This is a genomic window from Bacillus smithii, from assembly GCF_001050115.1.
GTDB lineage: Bacteria > Bacillota > Bacilli > Bacillales > DSM-4216 > Bacillus_O > Bacillus_O smithii.
Genome location: NZ_CP012024.1, coordinates 2,607,202 through 2,627,733, shown reverse-complemented (window position 1 = coordinate 2,627,733; position 20,532 = coordinate 2,607,202). Strand labels below are relative to the sequence as shown.

At 42.3% G+C, this 20,532-nt stretch carries 21 protein-coding genes; 13 read left to right on the top strand and 8 right to left on the bottom strand.

The window, feature by feature from the left end; all coding sequences use genetic code 11:
- Positions 1-12 precede the first annotated feature (12 nt).
- Positions 13-1,374 (top strand): IS1182 family transposase, encoded by a 1,362-nt coding sequence (locus BSM4216_RS12285; protein ID WP_048622333.1) that lies wholly within the window; start codon positions 13-15, stop codon positions 1,372-1,374.
- 121 nt (positions 1,375-1,495) lie between these two features.
- On the opposite strand, the gene BSM4216_RS12280 is transcribed toward BSM4216_RS12285, so the two are convergent.
- A complete protein-coding gene (locus BSM4216_RS12280) occupies positions 1,496-2,419 on the bottom strand; it encodes a 1,4-dihydroxy-2-naphthoate polyprenyltransferase (RefSeq protein WP_048623885.1) in 924 nt (307 codons plus the stop codon).
- Between the two features lie 403 nt (positions 2,420-2,822).
- Here BSM4216_RS12280 and BSM4216_RS12275 point away from each other — a divergent pair, with 403 nt between their 5' ends.
- The 5 genes from BSM4216_RS12275 to BSM4216_RS12255 all read left to right on the top strand — a co-directional run bounded on the left by BSM4216_RS12275 (position 2,823) and on the right by BSM4216_RS12255 (position 9,194).
- Entirely contained in the window at positions 2,823-4,235 is a 1,413-nt protein-coding gene (locus BSM4216_RS12275) for an isochorismate synthase (RefSeq protein ID WP_048623884.1), read from the top strand.
- Positions 4,228-5,973, top strand: a complete 1,746-nt coding sequence (gene menD, locus BSM4216_RS12270; RefSeq protein ID WP_048623883.1) for a 2-succinyl-5-enolpyruvyl-6-hydroxy-3-cyclohexene-1-carboxylic-acid synthase — start codon at positions 4,228-4,230, stop codon at positions 5,971-5,973. Before BSM4216_RS12275 ends, menD begins: the two co-directional genes overlap by 8 nt.
- On the top strand, positions 5,970-6,779 hold the full coding sequence (gene menH / locus BSM4216_RS12265; RefSeq protein ID WP_048623882.1) for a 2-succinyl-6-hydroxy-2,4-cyclohexadiene-1-carboxylate synthase: 810 nt from the start codon (positions 5,970-5,972) through the stop codon (positions 6,777-6,779). The genes menD and menH overlap by 4 nt, the downstream gene beginning before the upstream one ends.
- Before the next feature lie 14 nt (positions 6,780-6,793).
- Positions 6,794-7,612 carry a 1,4-dihydroxy-2-naphthoyl-CoA synthase gene (gene menB, locus BSM4216_RS12260; RefSeq protein ID WP_003352704.1) on the top strand — a complete coding sequence of 273 codons (819 nt, stop codon included), beginning with the start codon at positions 6,794-6,796 and terminating at the stop codon, positions 7,610-7,612.
- A gap of 76 nt (positions 7,613-7,688) precedes the next feature.
- On the top strand, positions 7,689-9,194 hold the full coding sequence (locus BSM4216_RS12255; RefSeq protein WP_048623881.1) for an o-succinylbenzoate--CoA ligase: 1,506 nt from the start codon (positions 7,689-7,691) through the stop codon (positions 9,192-9,194).
- 152 nt (positions 9,195-9,346) lie between these two features.
- On the opposite strand, the gene yidD is transcribed toward BSM4216_RS12255, so the two are convergent.
- Positions 9,347-9,589 (bottom strand): membrane protein insertion efficiency factor YidD, encoded by a 243-nt coding sequence (gene yidD, locus BSM4216_RS12250; protein WP_048623880.1) that lies wholly within the window; start codon positions 9,587-9,589, stop codon positions 9,347-9,349.
- A 126-nt stretch (positions 9,590-9,715) separates the two neighbouring features.
- Here yidD and BSM4216_RS12245 point away from each other — a divergent pair, with 126 nt between their 5' ends.
- Positions 9,716-10,156 (top strand): Dps family protein, encoded by a 441-nt coding sequence (locus tag BSM4216_RS12245; RefSeq protein WP_048623879.1) that lies wholly within the window; start codon positions 9,716-9,718, stop codon positions 10,154-10,156.
- Positions 10,157-11,155: 999 nt separating this feature from the next.
- On the opposite strand, the gene BSM4216_RS12240 is transcribed toward BSM4216_RS12245, so the two are convergent.
- A complete protein-coding gene (locus BSM4216_RS12240) occupies positions 11,156-11,368 on the bottom strand; it encodes a hypothetical protein (protein WP_048623878.1) in 213 nt (70 codons plus the stop codon).
- Positions 11,369-11,577: 209 nt separating this feature from the next.
- Positions 11,578-12,450, bottom strand: coding sequence for an EamA family transporter (locus BSM4216_RS12235; RefSeq protein ID WP_048623877.1), 873 nt, complete (start codon positions 12,448-12,450; stop codon positions 11,578-11,580).
- A gap of 453 nt (positions 12,451-12,903) precedes the next feature.
- Between BSM4216_RS12235 and ahlS the strand changes: the two genes are divergently transcribed.
- A complete protein-coding gene (ahlS, locus tag BSM4216_RS12230) occupies positions 12,904-13,752 on the top strand; it encodes an AhlS family quorum-quenching N-acyl homoserine lactonase (RefSeq protein WP_048623876.1) in 849 nt (282 codons plus the stop codon).
- A 17-nt stretch (positions 13,753-13,769) separates the two neighbouring features.
- Positions 13,770-14,894, top strand: a complete 1,125-nt coding sequence (locus BSM4216_RS12225) for a zinc-dependent alcohol dehydrogenase family protein (RefSeq protein WP_048623875.1) — start codon at positions 13,770-13,772, stop codon at positions 14,892-14,894.
- A 116-nt stretch (positions 14,895-15,010) separates the two neighbouring features.
- Here the strand turns inward: BSM4216_RS12225 and BSM4216_RS12220 are convergent, their stop codons facing one another.
- Entirely contained in the window at positions 15,011-15,256 is a 246-nt protein-coding gene (locus BSM4216_RS12220; RefSeq protein WP_048623874.1) for a DUF6154 family protein, read from the bottom strand.
- A gap of 238 nt (positions 15,257-15,494) precedes the next feature.
- Here BSM4216_RS12220 and BSM4216_RS12215 point away from each other — a divergent pair, with 238 nt between their 5' ends.
- Both BSM4216_RS12215 and ytkD read left to right on the top strand, forming a co-directional pair.
- The gene (locus BSM4216_RS12215) at positions 15,495-15,839 is read left to right on the top strand and encodes a hypothetical protein (RefSeq protein WP_003352719.1); all 345 of its coding nucleotides are present in this window, start codon (positions 15,495-15,497) and stop codon (positions 15,837-15,839) included.
- A 77-nt stretch (positions 15,840-15,916) separates the two neighbouring features.
- Positions 15,917-16,399, top strand: a complete 483-nt coding sequence (gene ytkD, locus BSM4216_RS12210) for an RNA deprotection pyrophosphohydrolase (protein WP_003352721.1) — start codon at positions 15,917-15,919, stop codon at positions 16,397-16,399.
- On the opposite strand, the gene BSM4216_RS12205 is transcribed toward ytkD, so the two are convergent.
- From BSM4216_RS12205 to BSM4216_RS12195, 3 genes are read right to left on the bottom strand one after another with little or no spacing between them, the layout of a single operon-like run.
- Positions 16,396-17,205, bottom strand: coding sequence for an ABC transporter permease (locus BSM4216_RS12205; protein WP_048623873.1), 810 nt, complete (start codon positions 17,203-17,205; stop codon positions 16,396-16,398). The genes ytkD and BSM4216_RS12205 overlap by 4 nt on opposite strands.
- On the bottom strand, positions 17,192-17,962 hold the full coding sequence (locus tag BSM4216_RS12200) for an ABC transporter ATP-binding protein (protein WP_048623872.1): 771 nt from the start codon (positions 17,960-17,962) through the stop codon (positions 17,192-17,194). Before BSM4216_RS12200 ends, BSM4216_RS12205 begins: the two co-directional genes overlap by 14 nt.
- Positions 17,963-17,975: 13 nt before the next feature.
- Positions 17,976-18,986, bottom strand: coding sequence for an ABC transporter substrate-binding protein (locus tag BSM4216_RS12195; RefSeq protein ID WP_003352724.1), 1,011 nt, complete (start codon positions 18,984-18,986; stop codon positions 17,976-17,978).
- 331 nt (positions 18,987-19,317) lie between these two features.
- Between BSM4216_RS12195 and BSM4216_RS12190 the strand changes: the two genes are divergently transcribed.
- Entirely contained in the window at positions 19,318-20,043 is a 726-nt protein-coding gene (locus BSM4216_RS12190; RefSeq protein WP_244878074.1) for an alpha/beta hydrolase family protein, read from the top strand.
- A 45-nt stretch (positions 20,044-20,088) separates the two neighbouring features.
- Complete coding sequence (locus tag BSM4216_RS12185) at positions 20,089-20,331, top strand: DUF2584 domain-containing protein (RefSeq protein WP_003352726.1); 243 nt, start codon at positions 20,089-20,091, stop codon at positions 20,329-20,331.
- The last annotated feature ends 201 nt before the right edge of the window (positions 20,332-20,532 follow it).

Genomic DNA, 20,532 nt, shown 5'->3' with positions numbered 1-20,532 from the left:
GAGGTGGATGAAGTGCTAACAAAAAATACACAGATGAATCGTGATCAAATAGAAATGATAGCTTTAGACCAACTTGTACCTGCAGATCATTTGGTTCGTAAAATCGACGCTGCTATTGATTTTTCATTTATCTATTCGCTTGTTCAAGACATGTATTCATCGGAAAGAGGTCGACCAAGTATTGATCCAGTTGTATTGATTAAAATGGCTTTCATCCAATATACCTTCGGTATTCGTTCCATGCGAAAAACTATAGAGGAAATCGAAACGAATCTGGCTTACCGTTGGTTTCTTGGATTTGGTTTTTATGATAAGGTACCTCACTTTTCAACGTTTGGGAAAAACTACGAGCGACGCTTTAAGGATACAGACTTATTTGAACAGATATTCTATCGCATTTTGAAAGAAGCTGCAGATAAGAAGCTGATAAGCAGTGAGCATGTCTTTATTGATTCTACTCATGTCAAAGCGAGTGCGAATAAGCATAAATTTGAGAAGAAAGTGGTTCGAAAAGAAACGAAAGCCTATCAAGCACGTCTACAAGATGAGATAAATGCTGATCGAGAAGCACATGGAAAAAAGCCATTTCCTCCAGATAAATTTGGGAAAGAAGAATATAAAGAAATAAAAGAAAGTACCACTGATCCGGAAAGTGGTTACTACGTAAAAGACGAGCGAACAAAACAGTTTGCTTACTCATTCCATGCTGCTGCGGATCGAAATGGCTTTGTTTTGGGGGCTATTGTAACGCCAGGGAATATTCATGACAGTTCCGTATTGGAGCCACTTCTTGAAAAAGTCATAGAAAAACATGGAAAACCGGTTGTAGTTGCTGCTGACGCTGGATATAAAACTCCCGCCGTTGCCCAATACATATTTGAAAATGATATGACCCCTGCTTTACCTTATACTCGCCCTCGTACAAAGGATGGTTATTTCAAAAAACATGAGTATGTTTACGATGAATACTACGATTGTTATCTTTGTCCGCAAGGACAAGTGTTAAAATATGCAACTACGACGAAGGAAGGCTATCGTCAATATTTTTCTGATCCAGTCCAGTGTAAAGATTGTCCATTCCTTTCGAAGTGCACCCAAAGTAAGGAGCATAAAAAACTGATTCAGCGACATGTATGGGAATTTTATTTAGAGGAAGCTGATCATCTTCGGCATACACAAGAGAATAAGAGCATTTATGCAAGACGGAAAGAAACCATTGAACGTGTTTTTGCTGATGCAAAGGAAAAGCATGGTATGCGTTGGACAACCTTAAGAGGTCTAAAAAAATTGTCCATGCAGGCGATGCTAACTTTTGCTGCAATGAATTTGAAAAAGATGGCTTGCTGGACATGGAAAAGTCCAGCAATAACATAAAATAGACCCCTGGAGGGGTCTATTCCAAACATTTGAAAGCATAAAAGTGACAAAAGGCATCCGAAAGCGCACATTCGGATGCCTTTTGTCTACACTCTGACCTGTCCTCATTAGGGACAGGTTATAAGAAGTAACTGATAAAAAGCCCGATTGATAACAAAAATCCAAAGATCGTATTCGTTTGTGCGGTAGCTTTCATGGCAGGCATCATTTGGATTGGTTTTGTTTTTCCGATAAATCCTTTAACAGCTTTGACAGCTTTTGGTACACTTAAAAAGACGATCAATAGCCATGGAGAGGCGATTTGAAATAGGACGAGGGCTGTTACCCAAGCATACGAAACGATAAACATCCCTTGCAGGAAACGGATCGCATTTTCTCGACCGAGCAATATGGCTAATGTTTTTCTGCCGTTTTCTTTGTCGCCATCCAAATCTCGAATATTATTCGCCAATAAGATGGAGCCGATCAAAATAGAAATGGGAATCGAGATCAGAACACTTGTAGTGGTGATGAATCCCGTTTGAATGTAAAAGGATATTAAAATAATGATAAGTCCCATGAACAAGCCTGATGTCAGTTCGCCAAACGGGGTATAAGCAATCGGTTTCGGTCCGCCCGTATAGAGGTATCCGGCAATCATTCCAAGCGTTCCGACAGCCGCAATCCACCAGCTTGATTGCATGCAAATATAGACGCCGAGCAGTACAGATATTCCGCACAGGGCAAAAGCTAGAGATAAAACAGTCTTCGGTTTAATGCCGTTTCGTACGATGGCTCCACCGATTCCGACTGAATGCTCCGTGTCCAAGCCGCGCACATAATCGAAATATTCATTAAACATATTGGTAGCCGTTTGGATCAGCAAACTAGCCAACAGCATGGCAAAAAATAAACCAAAATGTATCGATGTATATTGATATGCGAGCGCGGTCCCTATTAAAACAGGAACAAAGCCGGCTGTCAGGGTGTGTGGACGAGTAAGACGCCACCAAACACGCCATCCTTTCTCCGGCTGTATAGCAGGAGTTGTATGCATTTCCATTGATGGATCTCTCCTTATATTTCTAGTAAAAATAGCCTATAAAACATCCTATTCTCCCACCATCACTATAGAAAATGAAACAAAAGGTGTCAATCTTTTTTTACCGATTGATGAACGGGAGGGGGGATAATGACAGCCTAAGGAATGCGCGGGAAAAGAAACAGCCGATTAAAATCTCTGCTGGATCCTTCTGACTTTCGTCGTAATGCGAATGCCAACTTTTTCTTTAGCTTATTTTATTGTGGGCAAGCGTATTTGATTAATCTTTGGCAAGGTTAAGATATAATAGAAATGGAATTGTGAAAAAAGTGTTACGTTGACTTTAAAAACGACAGAGGTGTATCTTTAAAGAAGTTTAAACGCGAGAGTCGAATAAAGTATAGTTGAAGTGGAGGCTGTTTCATTGTCTATTAAAAGTCATCATCTTCCTGTTCAATTGATGAGCAAATTGGAAAACAGAAAAAGGAAGAATCAAGCTATGCTTTTCAGCATAACAGAAGAAATGGATTTTATAGATCCCCTCGCTTTTTATTATGGCAATGATTCCGTTTATTCAGGTGAACGCTTTTTTTGGAAAGACTCCGAAAGCGACACGATTATAGTTGGTGTGGGGAATGCAGCTGTTTTAAGGAGCGAAAAGGGAATTAAAGAAAGATATAAAGAAATAGAGGAAAAATGGAATCATTTATTGAAAGAAGCGGTGATCGAAAACGCCCATAAAGAGGTTATGGGCACCGGCCCCCTTTTATTCGGTGGTTTTTCTTTTGACCCCGGCACGATAAAAGAGGAAAAATGGGCTCCGTTTTCTTCTGCCTATTTTGTTCTTCCGTCGTTTATGGTAACGATAAAAAAAGACCGTACATATTTGACTTCCAACGTGATTCATACGGCCCATGAAGAAGACGATTTTCTTGAAAAATGGATCAGCCAAAAAGAAAAGGTCATTAGAAATGCGAAAGAAGTCCCAGGAAGAATGACGGCCATCGTAAATGTGGCTGAGCACGGCAGCAACGAATGGAAGCAAGCAGTCCATAAAGCGGTTGAACAAATTCACCGTAATGAAACACTAAAAAAAGTGGTATTAGCCAGAATGTTAACCGTACAGTTTCAAGAAAGACCTTTTCTGGAAGCTGTATTAAAACGTTTATGGGAGGAGCAGCATGAAAGCTTCCTCTTTGCGCTGGAAACGATGAATCGTTGTTTTTTAGGCGCGTCTCCAGAAAGATTGGTCCAAAAGTGGCATGAAAATGTGCTTTCCACATGCTTGGCTGGTTCGATCCGGCGCGGCAAAGATTTAAAAGAGGACCAAAAGCTTGGACAAGAATTAATGGGAGATCGTAAAAATCGAAAAGAACATCAGTTGGTTGTCGATATGATTGGCAGCGTCATCAACAGTTTGTGTGAAAACGTTCAAATTCCAGAACAGCCGGAGCTGCTGAAATTGAGTGATATACAGCATCTTTTTACGCCTGTTGTCGGAAAAAACCGTCAAAATATGTCGGTGCTGCAGTTTGTTGAAAGATTGCATCCTACTCCTGCGTTAGGCGGTCTGCCTCAGCAAGAAGGGCTGGAAAAGATTCGTCAATTGGAAGGAATAGATAGAGGTCTTTATGGCGGACCTATCGGCTGGATAGATGGCGACGGAAACGGAGAATTTGCAGTGGCCATCCGTTCTGGTCTTTTTCATGACGCTCAAGCTTATCTATACGCAGGATGCGGAATTGTAGCTGATTCAGAAGCGGAGAGCGAATATATAGAAACAAGCATTAAGTTTCGGCCAATGCTCCGGGCTATAGGAGGAGACATCCATGAATAATGAATCATTGACATTGTATTTATCCCATTTCATTGATGAATTGACGAAAGCAGGAGTTCGCCATGTTGTCGTCAGTCCGGGTTCGCGATCAACTCCGATGGCCATGTTGATGGCAGAACATCCTGACCTGCATTTGTATCTTCACATCGATGAGCGGTCAGCCGGTTTTTTTGCTTTGGGCATGGCAAAAGCTTTGCGAAAACCGATCGCGTTGCTCTGTACATCCGGAACTGCTGCAGCCAACTATTATCCGGCTGTGATCGAGGCAAATTATGCACGCGTCCCCTTGATTGTTCTTACCGCTGATCGACCACATGAACTAAGAGAAGTAGGGGCACCGCAAGCGATCGATCAAAATCATCTTTACGGTCGCCATGTGAAATGGTTTGTCGATATGGCGCTTCCGGAGACGGGGGATACGATGCTTCGCTACGTGCGTTCGAATGCGGCTCGAAGCGTTTATATAGCTTCTCAAGCACCGATGGGCCCGGTTCATTTGAATTTTCCGTTTCGTGAACCGCTTATCCCTGATTATGAGCATGCTTACGAATCCATCACACAAACTGGACGGACTGTTCAGCTTCAAAATGTTGCGCGTGAACTTCCGGAGGAGGAACTGGAAGGCCTTGCGCATGAACTGGTTCAATATGAGCGCGGGATTATCGTTTGTGGAGCGCTTGATTCCACCGGTTTTTCCGAACAAGTCGTGAAGCTTTCGAAAGCGTTAGGTTTTCCCGTTTTGGCGGACCCGCTCTCACAGTTGAGAAGCGGCCTTTTTTTGTCAAAAGAAATTATAGACAGTTATGATTCTTTTTTGCGGGATCAAACCGTCCGCCGTCTGCTTGCTGCAGATGTGATCATTCGTTTTGGTGCCATGCCGGTCTCTAAAGCGTTGACTTTCTTTTTGCAAGAAAACCGTGATGCTGAGCAATGGGTGGTAGATGGCGGAGGTCTTTGGCGTGACCCATCTTATTCTGCCACACGAATGATTGCCTGTGAGGAAACATCTTTTTGCCGAAAATTATCTGAAAAAGTACGAAGAAACCATCATTCCCAGTGGATTGAAAAATGGATAGCCGTCAACGAGAAAACAAAAGAATGGATGCGCACCGTAAATGATGTCGAGTTTTTAGATGAAGGGAAACTGTTTTATCAGCTTCATCATGCATTGCCTGAAGGAGCCACTCTCTTCGTAGGCAACAGCATGCCGATTAGAGATGTAGATTCCTTCTTCTTTAAGAATTCTAAACAGATTGAAATTATGGCGAACAGGGGAGCCAATGGCATTGACGGGGTTGTTTCCACTGCCATGGGGGCGAGCGTATTTAGGCAGCCATTGTTTTTAGTCATCGGCGATCTTTCGCTCTTTCACGATATGAACGGGCTGCTCGCAGCTAAACTGCATCGATTGAATGTGAATATCATCATCGTCAACAACAACGGCGGCGGCATTTTTTCTTATTTGCCCCAGGCAGAGCATCCAAAACATTTTGAAGAACTTTTTGGCACTCCCATCGATCTGGATTATTCGCTTGCTGCTGAAATGTACGGAGGCGACTATCAAAAAATATCAAGCTGGGATGAATTTCAAGAGTCTGTCCAAAAAGCGGTTTCCCATGAAGGATTATCCATTATTGAAGTACCGACCAATCGGGAAAAAAATGTCATGGTCCATCGACAATTGTGGAAGAATGTTTCCCGGGAAATAACTTCTATGCTGCTAGGTGAGAGAAAATGAATATGACGGTCAATGGCCGAACGTATTATTTCACAATCGCTGGAAAAGGGGAGCCGCTTTTATTTCTTCATGGATTTACCGGCGACCATACAACATGGGATGAAATAGTGGCAAAGCTGCAAAAAGATTATCAATGCATTTCCATCGATATTCTCGGCCATGGCAACAGCGCACATCCGGAAAACAGCGAAGAATATGCGATCGAAAAGATTGCTGGTGACGTGATCGAACTATTGAGACGTCTCAATATCCAGAAAATCAATGTGATCGGCTATTCCATGGGAGGGCGGCTAGCCTTGACGATGGCGGTATTATATCCGAAAAGAGTCAAACGGTTGATTTTGGAGAGTTCTTCTCCCGGTTTGAAAACTGAAACGGAAAGGTCTGCGCGCAGAAAACGAGATCATGCATTGGCAGAAAAAATTTTGCAAGCCGGAATTCGTGCATTTGTAGATGAGTGGGAAAAGATCCCTTTGTTTGCTTCTCAGTCTCAATTGCCGATCGAGATCAGAAAAAAAATCCGCGAACAAAGACTTCGCCAACATCCTTTAGGACTGGCCAATTCTCTTATAGGGATGGGTACTGGCGCACAGCCGTCTTGGTGGAGCCAATTAGATCGTCTGGACATGCCGGTGCTGTTGATCACCGGTTCACTGGATGTGAAATTTAAAAAAATTGCCCAAGAAATGAAAAAAATGCTGCCGAATGGACGTTGGGAAGAAGTCGAAGGCGCGGGGCACGCAATTCATGTCGAAGATAGTCAAAAGTTTGGTACAATAGTGAACGAGTTTATTAGTTCTACATAAGGAGGAGAATGAAAATGGGGTTTCCTTGGGTTAAGGAACGCGAATACGAAGATATTATTTATGAAACTTATAACCACATTGCCAAAATTACGATTAACCGCCCGGAAGTCAGAAATGCTTTTCGGCCGAAAACGGTCATGGAAATGATCGATGCTTTTTCGTATGCTCGCGATGATTCTAATATTGGAGTCATCATTTTAACAGGTGCGGGAGACAAAGCGTTTTGCTCCGGCGGTGACCAAAAAGTCCGCGGCCATGGCGGCTATGTAGGAGAAGATAATATTCCGCGCTTAAATGTTTTGGATTTGCAGCGTTTGATTCGCGTGATTCCGAAACCGGTTATTGCGATGGTAGCCGGATATGCCATTGGCGGCGGTCATGTCCTTCATGTCGTTTGCGATTTAACGATTGCGGCTGACAATGCGATCTTCGGACAAACCGGGCCGAAAGTGGGAAGCTTTGACGGTGGATACGGAGCTGGCTATTTGGCTCGTCTTGTCGGTCATAAAAAAGCGAGAGAAATCTGGTATCTCTGCCGTCAATACAACGCTCAGGAAGCATTGGAAATGGGGCTTGTCAATACAGTTGTTCCACTTGAGAAATTAGAAGAAGAAACGGTGAAATGGGCGGAAGAAATTTTAGAAAAAAGTCCTACGGCCATTCGTTTCTTAAAAGCGGCGTTCAATGCCGATACCGATGGCTTAGCCGGAATTCAGCAATTGGCCGGCGACGCAACGTTGCTTTATTATACAACCGATGAAGCAAAAGAAGGACGCGATGCCTTTAAAGAAAAACGTAAACCAAATTTTGGACAATTCCCGCGTTTCCCTTGATATCGTACAAGAATCACGAAGAAAGCTTGATGGAATTCCATCAAGCTTTTTTGAATCATAGAAAGGAGGTTTTCGTGTGGCCGCAGTATTACCCAATTTTTTAAAACAGCGGGCATCATTAACTCCTGACCGTCCTGCCGTTCTTTTTCATGATCAGTCTTATACGTTTCAAGACGTTTTCGAAAAAGCGCTGAAATTCGCGGGAAAAATTGCATCCTACTCCATCAGTTCGGGGGATGCGGTAGCCTTGTTAGTCAAAAACAAACCGGAATCGATTTTTATTATTTATGCTTTACAGCAGTTAGGCGCAGTGGCGGTCATGATCAATACAAGATTAACAGAATCAGAAATCTCATGGCAGATTACGGATTCAGAGGCCAAGCTCCTGATTTACGATGATGAATTTAAAGATACAGCGGATCGCGTCCAAAATCAAAAAGGGAATTTGGAAAAAGCAAGCATAGATGAACTGAAGGAAAGAGAGCCGCGTCTTACATTTATTGCTGAAGAGTGGAAGATGGATCATATATGTTCCATTATGTATACTTCAGGTACGACCGGCAATCCAAAAGGAGTATTGCAATCATATGAAAATCATTTTTGGAGTGCAGCCGGTTCTGCGTTGAATTTAGGGTTAAAAGAAGATGATCTATGGATTTGTGCTGTCCCTCTTTTCCACATCAGCGGCTATTCCATATTAATGCGCAGCATCATATACGGAATGACTGTTCGGCTATATGAACGATTTGATGAAGAAGACATCAACAATAAGCTGATCAACGGTGAAGGAACGATTATTTCCGTTGTGACGGTGATGTTGCAGCGTTTGTTGAATAATCTTGGGAATAAATCCTATTCATCACGTTTCCGCTGCATGCTTCTCGGCGGAGGGCCGGCGCCAAAATCGATTTTGGAACAATGCTCTGAAAAAGGAATTCCCATTTTTCAAACATACGGAATGACCGAAACTTCCTCGCAAATCGTAACGCTTCCGCCTGAATATAGTTTGAGCAAGCTTGGATCAGCCGGAAAGCCGCTTTTTCCAGCGCAAATTCGCATTATGGAAGATGGGAAAGTGCTGCCTCCTCTGAAAGCCGGAGAAATTGTCGTGAAAGGACCAAATGTGACGAAAGGTTATTTGAAAAGGGAAGACGCAAATCGCGAGCGATTCCAAGATGGTTGGCTGTTCACGGGGGATATCGGCTATTTGGATGAAGAGGGTTTTCTGTATGTGTTGGATCGTCGTTCAGATTTGATTATTTCCGGTGGAGAGAACATATATCCGGCAGAAATCGAATCGGTTCTAACGGGACATCCGGATGTTGTTGAAGCCGGAGTCATTGGGGTAAATGATGCAAACTGGGGCCAAGTGCCGGTTGCTTTTCTCGTCGTGAAAAAGCACGCTCCAGAAAAGGAATTATTGGATTATTGCCGAATGCATTTGGCAAAATATAAAATTCCAAGGCGCTTTTTTACTGTACCGGCATTGCCAAGAAATGCGTCCAACAAATTGTTAAGAAGGGAATTAAAACAGCTGTACCGGGAAATGATGAAAAAGAATGCCCAAAACTCGGATGAATAAAAAAGGCTTGCCAAAGCGGCAGCCTCTTTTTTATGGATTGACGTTTTCCTTTAAGGTAAATGTCAATGCCTCTTACTTACATATAAAGTTGGAAGCGAATTGTAACGATTCGGAATTTAGATGGGCGCTTTCTTAACGAACGAGTTTCTTTTTCAATCATCATTCTTTTTTTGCGGCCATTTTTCTGGTACGGGATCATAGCCGCCGGGATGGAATGGATGGCATTTGCTGATTCGTCTTAATGTTAACATTCCGCCTTTCAGGACGCCGAAGCGTTCTATCGCTTCTAAACCGTACTGAGAGCAGGTTGGATAAAATCGGCAAGAAGGAGGTTTTAATGGAGATATCGCTTTTTGGTAAAATCGGATAAAGAATATGGCAAACTTTTTTCCCATGATACACCTCTCCCTAGCAATAGGTTTATTTTATCATGATTCCAGATCGAGGTACAAAAAATGACAAGGTTCCATGTTTAGTTTAAAATGGAAATGGGAACAACATAAATGTGGAGGGTGATAAAAATGTCGGAAAAATTATTGGAAATCGTCAATAAGCAAGTAGCCAATTGGACAGTGCTTTACACAAAATTACATAACTTCCATTGGTATGTAAAAGGTTCGCAATTTTTTGTCCTTCATGAAAAATTTGAAGAATTTTATAATGAAGCAAGCGAAAACATTGATGAATTGGCAGAACGACTGCTGGCATTAGGCGGTCAGCCGATCGCTACGTTGAAAGAAAGCTTGGAAGTAGCTAGTGTGAAGGAAGCCGAAGGAACGGAAACCGCTGAAGAAATGGTGCAGGCGACCGTAAACGATTTCTCGATCTTAATAAAAGAATTAAAAGAAGGAATGGACTTGGCCGCAGAAGTGGGCGATGACACGACGGGAGATATGCTGCTTTCCATTCATCAAAAATTAGAAAAACATGTTTGGATGTTGAATTCTTTTCTTGGCAAATAAGTAGTGTGAGGGTGTCCTGAATTTGAATGAGGGACACCCTTTTTTATTCATGCAATCATCATAAAAACACTATGGAGTGTATAAAGAGTACAATACAAGTCAATACATTGAGCCAATGAACTGGGAGATTCACACTTTCAAAAATGAACTTCCGGAAATATCCGAATGAAGGCTCAAACATCATTCAGAGCATGTTGGTGTTTAAATGAAAAAGCAACCTTTCCGAGTGTTTACTATTTTTTATTCGTGTAACACTCTCATTTCTTTTTTTAAATGGCTCTGTTAAATGTTTGCTGTTTTTGCAAAATAATGGACCTTAGATGGATGAGGTCCATTTATCTATGTGCGCCCGGCATGTACATGAACTATAGGGTGTAAGTCCCGAACCCCGAAGACAGAAGTAGAGGTTAGCCAAGAGCAAGGGTGTCCGTGGTGACGCGGAATCTGAAGGAAGCTGGAGGCAAAACACCGGTCCGAGGAACACGAACCTCATATAAGGCTAGGTATGATTGAGTGAGTTTGCATAACAAAACAAAGCTCTTTCTGTCGAAGGTCATATCGAGTAAATGAGGCGGATAGATGGTGTGAAAGTGCATGTACTTACCCGGGGAGGTCTGGCGGATATGTGAAGTACTCTTCATAACCTACTTAGTGATAAGTAGCTGAACCGTCAGAAGTCAGCAGAGGTCATAGTATTAGTTGGTCTAGAACAACTAAGAAGGACCGAACAATTAAGAGAGAATAGCCCTTGGTATTCAGTGAGTCATGATGAACACAGAAAACGTAGTACCTCACTTGAGGGAGGAAGCGGTGAATCCCGTGGGAGACCTCTTGGAGGGTGGAGTGACCACTGGCATAAAGAGAACAGCTATTCACGGAAGTTATAAAGACTTGCGTCAATTATCTTAATTGAACCGCCGTATACGGAACCGTACGTACGGTGGTGTGAGAGGACGGGAGTTAATCGCTCCCTCCTACTCGATTAGAAATCCATAAAACTTATTTTTCTTTGAAAATTGCTGGATTTTCAGCAACAAGTTCTACATACCCACATTGAGTGCATACAAATGCGTTAACGCTTGACGTTTTTCCTTTAAAGAATCCTGACTTCATCTTTTCAATTAGCAATGCTCCCCCGCCACCGCCGGGGATTACAGACACCCTAGTCATCTCTTCTTGGCATCTTAAACAGTTTCGATTATTGGTTTCCATTTGTGTTGCCCCCTATTTCCTAAAAACATACGTTTTGATAATAAATTAGTTTTACATCTGGTAAAACGTCGGGGAATACAGGTAATTCTTCAGCTTGGAAATTCGGAAAGATAATTATTAACATGATGATAACTTCCTTTAATATGCTCTTTCCGATCTTATTGAAAGCGATCATGTTATGAAATAACGGGTATGATCGATGGGTCAAACTATCTTCTTTTTTGCTTTCCGGGTTTAAAGGACAATAATCCTAACCCGATGAATAACAAAAGAACTCCTGTCCATGCAATGGGAGCCAGCGTCTCACCAACTATGAAAACACCAAGTAATGCAGCAGTGAGCGGTTCAGCCAAAGAAAGGGTAACCGCTTTTGAGGCGTGGATCCCCATCAGTCCTTTCGCAAAAAACATATAAGAAAGCGCAGTGGCAAAAAGTCCGAGATATAAAGCAACTGCTATCCCATGAAGATCTAATAGCCATTTGAGATTGTATACAAATAAAAAGGGGGTTAAGAAAATCGAACTTAAAGTAAACACAACCCCAACTACTGCCTCGGGTATGTGCTTTTCGAGCAAATGTTTCGTGATCAACGTATATGCCGCAAATGATAATCCCGCACCAATTGCCATAATGATGCCTAACGGCGCGGCATTCATTTCATGATCATTCTGAATAAGCAATAGACAGCCCATCATTGCTAAAAACGTCGCAAGCCACCAATTTCGTTCAGGAGTTTTCCTCTTCACAATCCATTCAAGGATGCCTGCCAAAATCGGGGCGCTTCCGATTGCCGTAACGGTTCCTATTGCGACTCCTGTTAATTTCACTGCGGAGAAAAAAAGCGGTTGATAGGCAGCGATACATAATGCAGCCATGATAACGGGGATAACCGACCACCCTTGATGATTTAATTTCCCTTTCAAAAAAGCGGAGATGAGCAACGCGGGACCGCCGATGGCTAACCGGACAGCTCCGATAACAACAGGGGTGGCGCTATCAGGTGCAAAAGTTTGGGCTGTTCCCGTTGTCCCCCATAATATTGCAGCTAGAAAAACAAGAAAAGCAGACCTCCCATCTGTCATAAGAAATTCTCCTCCTGTAAAAAGAAACACCATGGTCAAAGGGGGGATGGTATCTAACTTTTTTCTTTATTATATATTATTCAGAAAATATATAATATTATAAAGCGTTTAGATTTTAACATACTACTTTTTTATTTCCAAGAGAAAAAGAAGACGTCGTTATGGAGCAGGTATTAAACTGTACGCCTTAATAAAACGGAAATTTCACTTTATATTTAATTATTAGATAATTTATGTAATAATGAATTAAAAGAATATACCGAATTGAACAAAAGAGTGATTTGATTTGCATCTGGTGGAGGAAAAAATGACGGACGGTTTTAGTGATCCTAATCGGGGGTGATAAAAGGATAAGGGAAAGGATAGCTGAAATTTAGAGGATTATTGAATGTATTGGATTCGTTGGGAAAATGAAAGAGCCGTCAGTAAATACGGAAAGATAGAGGTGCTGTGATGACGAATATTGTGAAAGCGCATTCTAAGCTATATGTGCTGGATAATGGCCGAATGAAAATGGATAAAAACTTTATGGTTGCCATGCATAATCCGGCTACTGTAGATCATCCCAACCAGCCTGCGGAATTTATTGAGTTTCCGATTTATACCGTACTGATCGATCATCCGGAAGGAAAAATTTTGTTTGATACCGCTTGCAATCCGAACTCAATGGGAGTGAAAGGGCGCTGGGAAGAAATGACCCAAAAGACCTTTCCTTGGGAAGCGAGCGAAGAATGCTATTTACATAACCGGCTGGAACAGTTGAAAGTGCGTCCTGAAGATATCCGATACGTTGTAGCCTCTCATTTGCATTTGGACCATGCCGGCTGCTTGGAAATGTTTACAAATGCGACGATTATCGTTCATGAAGATGAATTGAACGGTGCTTTAAGATGTTATGCTGAGCATCAAAAAGGCGGCGCCTATATTTGGGCTGATATTGATGCTTGGATCAAAAACCATCTGCAGTGGAAGACCATCGGCAGAAATGATCACCAGCTTAAATTGGCGGAAGATGTGACGCTTTTGAACTTTGGCAGCGGCCATGCTTGGGGGATGTTAGGTCTGCATGTTCAACTGCCGGGTACGGGAGGAATTATTTTAGCTTCCGATGCTGTCTATTCAGCTGAAAATTATGGCACTCCCATCAAAGTTCCGGGAATTATTTATGATTCTTTAGGTTATGTAAAAGCAGTGGAAAAAATTAAAAGATTGGCGAAAGAAACCAATTCTCAAGTATGGTTTGGCCACGACAGCCAACAATTTCAATCATTTATTAAGTCTACTGAAGGATATTATGAATAGGGAGATGTACTAGCAAAATGAAGACAAAATCAGCCGTATTGTATGAGTTGGGATTATCACGTCCGTATGCAGAAAGCCAGCCTTTGAAAATAAGAGAATTGGAGCTGGATCCGCCGAAAAGGGGAGAAATCCTGGTAAGAATCAAAGCGGCTGGATTATGCCACTCAGACTTATCTGTGATTAACGGCGACAGACCAAGGCCTACACCAATGGCACTGGGACATGAAGCAGCAGGAATTGTAGAAAAAGTCGGAGAAGGGGTAGACGATTTACAAGAAGGCGATCATGTAGTTTGTGTCTTTGTTCCTAGTTGCGGACATTGTCTGCCCTGTCAGGAAGGTCGGCCGGCTTTATGCGAAAAAGGAGCCGAAACAAATAATCAAGGTACTCTATTGAGCGGTGAAAGAAGACTGCATGAAAACGGTTCAGATATTCATCACCATCTCGGCGTTTCGGCTTTTTCTGAATATGTAGTGGTTGCCAGAAATTCAGTTGTAAAAGTGGATAAGGATGTACCGTTTGAACGATTGGCATTATTCGGATGTGCGGTGATGACCGGAGTCGGAGCAGTAGTGAATACCGCAAAAGTACAGATGGGAAGCACCGTGGCGATTGTCGGGTTGGGCGGAGTCGGTTTGAGCGCCCTTTTAGGCGCGGTGGCATCTGGTGCGAGAAAGATCGTCGCCATTGATCTGAATCAAGAAAAGCTGGAATTCGCCAAACAGCTTGGTGCGACGGATGTTTTCAATGCAGGAGATGAGCATGTAGTAGAAAACGTGAAGGCCGCTACTGACGGAGGGGTTGATTATGCGTTTGAAACGGCAGGAGCGGTACCGGCCATGGATACGGCTTATAAAATTACCAGAAGAGGTGGAACGACGATTACAACCGGTCTTCCTCACCCTTCGCACAAGTTTTCATTCACGCAAGTGACTTTAACGGCAGAGGAAAGAACGATGAAAGGTTCTTATGTCGGAAGCTGCGTTCCTTCCAGAGATATTCCGAGATTTATTGATATGTATAAACAAGGGAAACTGCCGATTGATAAACTTCTTAGCGGCACTATTCCTTTGGAGCAAATCAATGAAGGATTTGACCGCTTAAGCAATGGTGAAGTCAACAGGCTGGTTGTCCTCCCATAATAGGAAATTTGCAATCAGCACTAATCGAAAACACATGATGACGTCTTGCGATTTTTTACCGGGCGTCATCATGTGCTTTTTTTTGTGGACCGTAAAGTCATGGCTTATGTAACCAATTAGTGGAAATTGTGCTTTCCTTTTAACAGCTGTTCATCTTCCTGAGCAAATTTTTCCTTTAATTCTTTAAATAAATATAATCGAAAAAAATATTCCAGTTCTGGATCGGGCAAATCGTGGATGATATCCAGCAGTTCTTTTCGAGACAAATGTTCTAAAACGGATAACGTAATCATATCTAAATCTTCTTCCGTTCCTTGCAAGCGCCCTCGATACAGTTCGTATAATTCATCGACTAATTTCATATGGAAAGCCTCCTTTACCTTTGGATTCCAAAAGCTTTTATGCAAGCATTCTTCTCCATTTTTTCCGTTTGCTGATGATTTATTCCGAGCGATGGAGAATGGCGGATTTTTAACTTTCCACTTCTTTTTCTTTCTTAGCGTTAAAAGGTTGTGAAAAGAGCAAATAGAAATGCTTGTATATTATAAGAGCGAGTGGAAAAAAGTAAAAATGAGAAATAGGAAAAGAGGAGGATATCATTTGGCCGGTGAGAAAAAAACTTACTATGTACATGTCGGGAATGGAGAGATTCTCACAACATCCCAGGATTCCCCATGGAATTATCGGATTTTTGCCACAGACGAAGAAATTACTCGTTTGCGCGAAATATTTGAATCGAATTATTCGGTAGAATGGCAAAATTTTTTCCGCAGCCACGCCCCGTATGTTCAATACCATTACGATCGGGAAAATGATGCCTATGACCGAAATCTTCGCAAAATCTATGAAATGATTTATCAATTGGGCGATGATGAGGCCAAAAATCATATCGAACAAATAGGGATTTTGGATGGCAGCTATTGGGAAGAAAAAGGGGATTTGTAACGAATAGAAGGAATGCGAAACGATTCATTCCACGGTATAATATCGGTAAAACCAAGAAAATCGAGTGTGACCAAAAAATGAAGAAGTTTTACGATCAAAACGGATATGAAGTGCAGCTTTGTTTTTCTCAAAATGCTTTTACCATCCCTCCAAAGCATGTTCTTGTTCTATGCCGATACGACGATAGCTGGCTTTTGACCAATCATCCGAAAAGGGGATTGGAATTTCCAGGTGGAAAAATCGAAGAAGGAGAAACGGTGCAAGAGGCCGCCAAAAGGGAAGTTTGGGAAGAAACAGGCGGCCTGTTGAACAACCATTTGCTCTATTTGGGTGAATATTTGGTCAAAGATCCTATAAAGCCTTTTGTAAAAGCGATATGCTACGGCATGATTGATTCGTTGGTTCCTAAAAAGGATTATTTGGAAACAGACGGCCCGGTCTTAATAAAAGGGGACTTGAATCGGTATTTGAACTCAAGTAAATTCAGCTTTTTGATGAAAGACGATGTGGTGCAGCAAACGCTGCGTTATTTGAAACAATCGCAGGGCATTTCTTTTTAGTTTCGATTCTTGGCCGTTAATTTTTCCAACACGGCTACTGCTTGATACATAATGGCTGCCAATACGGCAATGATCAATAACGACATGAGTACAAGCGTAAAGTCAAATACTTGGAACCCGTAAATGATTAAATAACCGAGTCCTTCGTTGGAAACAAGATATTCTCCGACAATCACGCCTACCCATGATAGACCGACATTTACTTTCAAAGTAGAGATGATCGCGGGGAGGCTGGATGGAAAAACAGCTTCTTGAAAGATTTGTTTCCGGGTGGCTCCGAACGTCTGCAATACTTTCAAGTAGTTTGGATCCACTTCCCGAAAGGACGTATATACGACGATGGTGGTGATGATGACGGAAACCACTGCTCCCATCGTGATGATGGAAGTAAAACCAGGGCCTAACGCGACGATGAGAATCGGGCCAAGAGCTACTTTAGGCAGAGCGTTTAACACAACGAGGTAAGGATCCAAAATCTTGGAAAGAAGAGGAGACCACCACAAAATAGTGGCAAGTATCGTGCCGGCTAAAGTCCCGATGATAAATCCCGCCGCTGTTTCTGTTAAAGTAACGACCATATGGTGAAACAAGGAAGCATCGCTGATTTTATTGAGAAGCAAATGCCAAATTTTAGAGGGAGAGCTGAAGATCAGCGGATCCACCCATTCCCGGCGGCTGGCGACTTCCCAGATCGTGAAAAAGGCGAGAAATAATAGGATCTGGCATATGGTGATGAACCGTTTTTCCTTTTTGATTTTTAATTTATAGTTCTGATGCAGTGAGGAAATGCGATCATCTATTTTCAAGACTTTCCAACTCCTTCCATATTTCTTGGGAAAACGGTGTAAAGGATAAATGGTTTCTTGCTTCGAGCGGAGAAAGGGATCTCAGTTCATCCGGCACTTCAAAGACTTTATGGATTCGTCCGGGACCTTTGGAAAATAGATAGATCCTGTCGCTCATACAAATCGCTTCGCCAATATCGTGTGTCACTAAAATAGCCGTTTTTTGAAAAGACTTTAGCGTTTGGAAAACTAAATCCTCAAGCTTCAGTTTTGTTTGATAATCTAAGGCAGAAAAAGGTTCATCTAATAACAGCAGTTTCGGATTGACTGCCAATGTTCGGACTAGTGCCACTCTTTGCCGCATTCCCCCCGACAGCTGCCGAGGTGTTTGATTGCGAACGTTTTTTAATCCCATTTGCTCCAAAAGGGATAGGGCGTTTGCTTTACTCGTTTCGTTTAATTGTTTCATTACTTTTAAGCCGAGCAGAACGTTTTGTTCAATGGTTTTCCAAGGAAATAAGTAATCTTGCTGAAGCATATAACCGATGGTATTTTTTAAATTTTTTGGATGTTGTCCGTCCACATAAATCGTTCCATACGTCGGGGTCATCAGTCCTGCGATGAGCGATAGGAGGGTTGTTTTCCCGCAGCCGCTCGGCCCTAATAAAGAAATAAATTCGCCTTCCTCCACGGTCATTTGAATATTATGAACAGCTTCGAAAGCTGCTTCGGGGGTAAAGTAAGTATGAGAGACATGATCGATTTCGACGAAACTCAAGAATAGCCCCTCCTTAATCTTTTATGGCTTTCTCGGCAAATGAAGTGTTTACAAGAGTTTTGTAATCTACTTGCTTAGGAAGTTCACCGGCTTCCTTCATGATCGATTGCAAATGATTCCATTCTTTTGGATCGAGTATTGGATCAGTTGCATAAGTTCCTTGATTTTTATACCGATCAATCGCTTTCGCGAGCATATCGGTATCCGTATCTTTAAAATAAGGGTGGATGACTTGCGCAATTTCTTTCGAGTTATGGTCAGCGACCCATTGCTGAGCTTGGTAGATGGCACGGGTAAATTTAGAAACAGCAGATTGGTGAGATTCCATATAGCTTTTTGTCGCCATGTAAGAAGTATACGGAACATGGCCTGATTCTTTTCCGAACGAAGCGACGATGTATCCTTTTCCTTCTTTTTCAAAAATGGAGGCTTGAGGTTCAAATAATTGTACGAAGTCTCCGGTGCCGGAAGCGAATGCGTTCGGGATGTTGGCATAGTCGATATTTTGTATCAGATGGAGATCTTTATGCGGGTCAATTCCGTTTTTCTTTAACACGTATTCTCCGACCATTTGCGGCATACCGCCTTTACGTTGCCCGAGAAAACGGGAGTCTTTTAATTGGCTCCATGTAAAGTGATCTATCTTCTTCCTGGAAATGAGGAACGTTCCGTCTGTTTGGGTCAATTGAGCAAAATTAATAACTGGATTTTTAGAGCCGCGAGTATAGACATAAATCGATGTTTCCGAGCCTACAAGCCCGATATCTGTACCGCCCGACAACAGAGCGGTCATCGTTTTGTCGCCGCCCCAAGTGGTTTTTAACTGTACGTCCAATCCTTCTTTTTTAAAAAAGCCTTTGGCGAGCGCAACGTATTGGGGGGCATAGAAAACTGATCGTGTCACTTCTGCAACTCTTATTTTTTCTGTTTTTTGAGTTGTTTCATTCGATTGGCAAGCACTTAACCCAATGATTAACACGGCAGCAAAGAGAATGGAAAACGACATTTTAAACGTACTCGACATGGACAATGCCTCCTTTAGTCATTTTATAGTACGTTTGATTCATCCTATTTTATGATGACGGCAAAAAATGTGTGAACGCCCATTTTGAAACGCGTTACAGGAAAAGCTGTAAAATGAACGAATAGGATGTGCCGTTTTTTGCCTCAATTTCCAAAAAACAGTAATTTATCAGTTTTAGTACAAAGTACATAGGATCGTGGAAACAAATTCTTGGAGTTGAACAAAAAACGGCTGCAAGCAAGAGAACGGGAAAGGTGGTGGTAACGTGCAAGATGGTCAGATCATTGAACGATATGTTTTTCCTTCTCCTAGTCCAAATGTGAATCTTTTTATGATTACCTATTGGTCAAGCGGTTTAAGGGTGAAAGGGTTGCTTGCGGTGCCGAAAAAAGAAGGTCTGTATGATGGATTATTATACTTGCGGGGCGGGATCAAAAGCGTCGGTATGGTTCGACCGGCCCGAATCGCGCAATTTGCTTCGGAAGGATTTGTTGTATTTGCACCTTTTTACAGGGGAAATCAAGGAGGAGAAGGAAATGAAGATTTCGCGGGAAAAGATCGTGAAGATGCTTTTTCCGGTTTTGAATTGTTAAAAAGAAATCCGAAGGTGGATCCTAACCGAATTCATATTTTCGGCTTTTCCCGCGGCGGTGTTATGGCACTGCTGACAGCGATTGAAAAACGGGATGCTGCTTCGGTCGTTTCATGGGGCGGGGTAACAGATATGGAATTAACTTATGAAGAGCGGAAGGACTTAAGAAGGATGATGAAAAGGGTGATCGGCGGAAGTCCGAAAAAAGTGCCAGAAGAATATAAGTGGAGAACACCTATCTATCATTTAGAAAATCTTTGTTGTCCAGTGTTGATCATACACGGGGGAAAAGATCAAAATGTATCAATTGAACACGCTTACCGCTTGGAAAAAAGACTGAAAGAATTGGGAAAACGTGTGACTACTTGGTATTTTCCGAACTTCACTCATTATTTTCCGCCCGCAATGAACCGCAAAATGGTGACATCCTCTTGTCAATGGATGAAAAATCAGGTCCTGTCGTGATAGGATAAGGGAGAGAACGATATTTTCATTGGGAGGGCATAAACGATGGGAATGCCGCTGGAACTGAATACAATGATTGTGACAAAAGGAAATGAGGAAAGAGTGGGAGGAAATCTATTTCAGTTAAGAAAAAAAGGGTATCGTCTTTATCCGCTGCATGTACCTGTTCCTGTCAAAAAAACGTTGGATGGCGATATTTCAGGTACCGCTGTGATTGAAAAAGTAGTGTGGGAAAATCAGGAAACTCTCATCACATACAGGCTTATTGCTTTAAACTCCACGAACTGAAAAAATCAATAGACTGTTCACCTTTTCAAAGGCAGAAAATAAGGGGTTGCGCAACAGCACCCTTATTTTTTATGTGCGCCCGGCATGTACATGAACTATAGGGTGTAAGTCCCGAACCCCGAAGACAGAAGTAGAGGTTAGCCAAGAGCAAGGGTGTCCGTGGTGACGCGGAATCTGAAGGAAGCTGGAGGCAAAACACCG

Bases quoted from the DNA above. Each gene is read 5' to 3' on its own strand.
- BSM4216_RS12280 (WP_048623885.1), bottom strand. From the start codon at position 2,419: ATGGAAATGCATACAACTCCTGCTATACAGCCGGAGAAAGGATGGCGT.
- menD (WP_048623883.1), top strand. From the start codon at position 4,228: ATGAATAATGAATCATTGACATTGTATTTATCCCATTTCATTGATGAA.
- menH (WP_048623882.1), top strand. From the start codon at position 5,970: ATGAATATGACGGTCAATGGCCGAACGTATTATTTCACAATCGCTGGA.
- menB (WP_003352704.1), top strand. From the start codon at position 6,794: ATGGGGTTTCCTTGGGTTAAGGAACGCGAATACGAAGATATTATTTAT.
- yidD (WP_048623880.1), bottom strand. From the start codon at position 9,589: ATGGGAAAAAAGTTTGCCATATTCTTTATCCGATTTTACCAAAAAGCG.
- BSM4216_RS12245 (WP_048623879.1), top strand. From the start codon at position 9,716: ATGTCGGAAAAATTATTGGAAATCGTCAATAAGCAAGTAGCCAATTGG.
- BSM4216_RS12240 (WP_048623878.1), bottom strand. From the start codon at position 11,368: ATGGAAACCAATAATCGAAACTGTTTAAGATGCCAAGAAGAGATGACT.
- BSM4216_RS12235 (WP_048623877.1), bottom strand. From the start codon at position 12,450: ATGACAGATGGGAGGTCTGCTTTTCTTGTTTTTCTAGCTGCAATATTA.
- ahlS (WP_048623876.1), top strand. From the start codon at position 12,904: ATGACGAATATTGTGAAAGCGCATTCTAAGCTATATGTGCTGGATAAT.
- BSM4216_RS12225 (WP_048623875.1), top strand. From the start codon at position 13,770: ATGAAGACAAAATCAGCCGTATTGTATGAGTTGGGATTATCACGTCCG.
- BSM4216_RS12220 (WP_048623874.1), bottom strand. From the start codon at position 15,256: ATGAAATTAGTCGATGAATTATACGAACTGTATCGAGGGCGCTTGCAA.
- ytkD (WP_003352721.1), top strand. From the start codon at position 15,917: ATGAAGAAGTTTTACGATCAAAACGGATATGAAGTGCAGCTTTGTTTT.
- BSM4216_RS12195 (WP_003352724.1), bottom strand. From the start codon at position 18,986: ATGTCGAGTACGTTTAAAATGTCGTTTTCCATTCTCTTTGCTGCCGTG.
- BSM4216_RS12190 (WP_244878074.1), top strand. From the start codon at position 19,318: ATGATTACCTATTGGTCAAGCGGTTTAAGGGTGAAAGGGTTGCTTGCG.
- BSM4216_RS12185 (WP_003352726.1), top strand. From the start codon at position 20,089: ATGGGAATGCCGCTGGAACTGAATACAATGATTGTGACAAAAGGAAAT.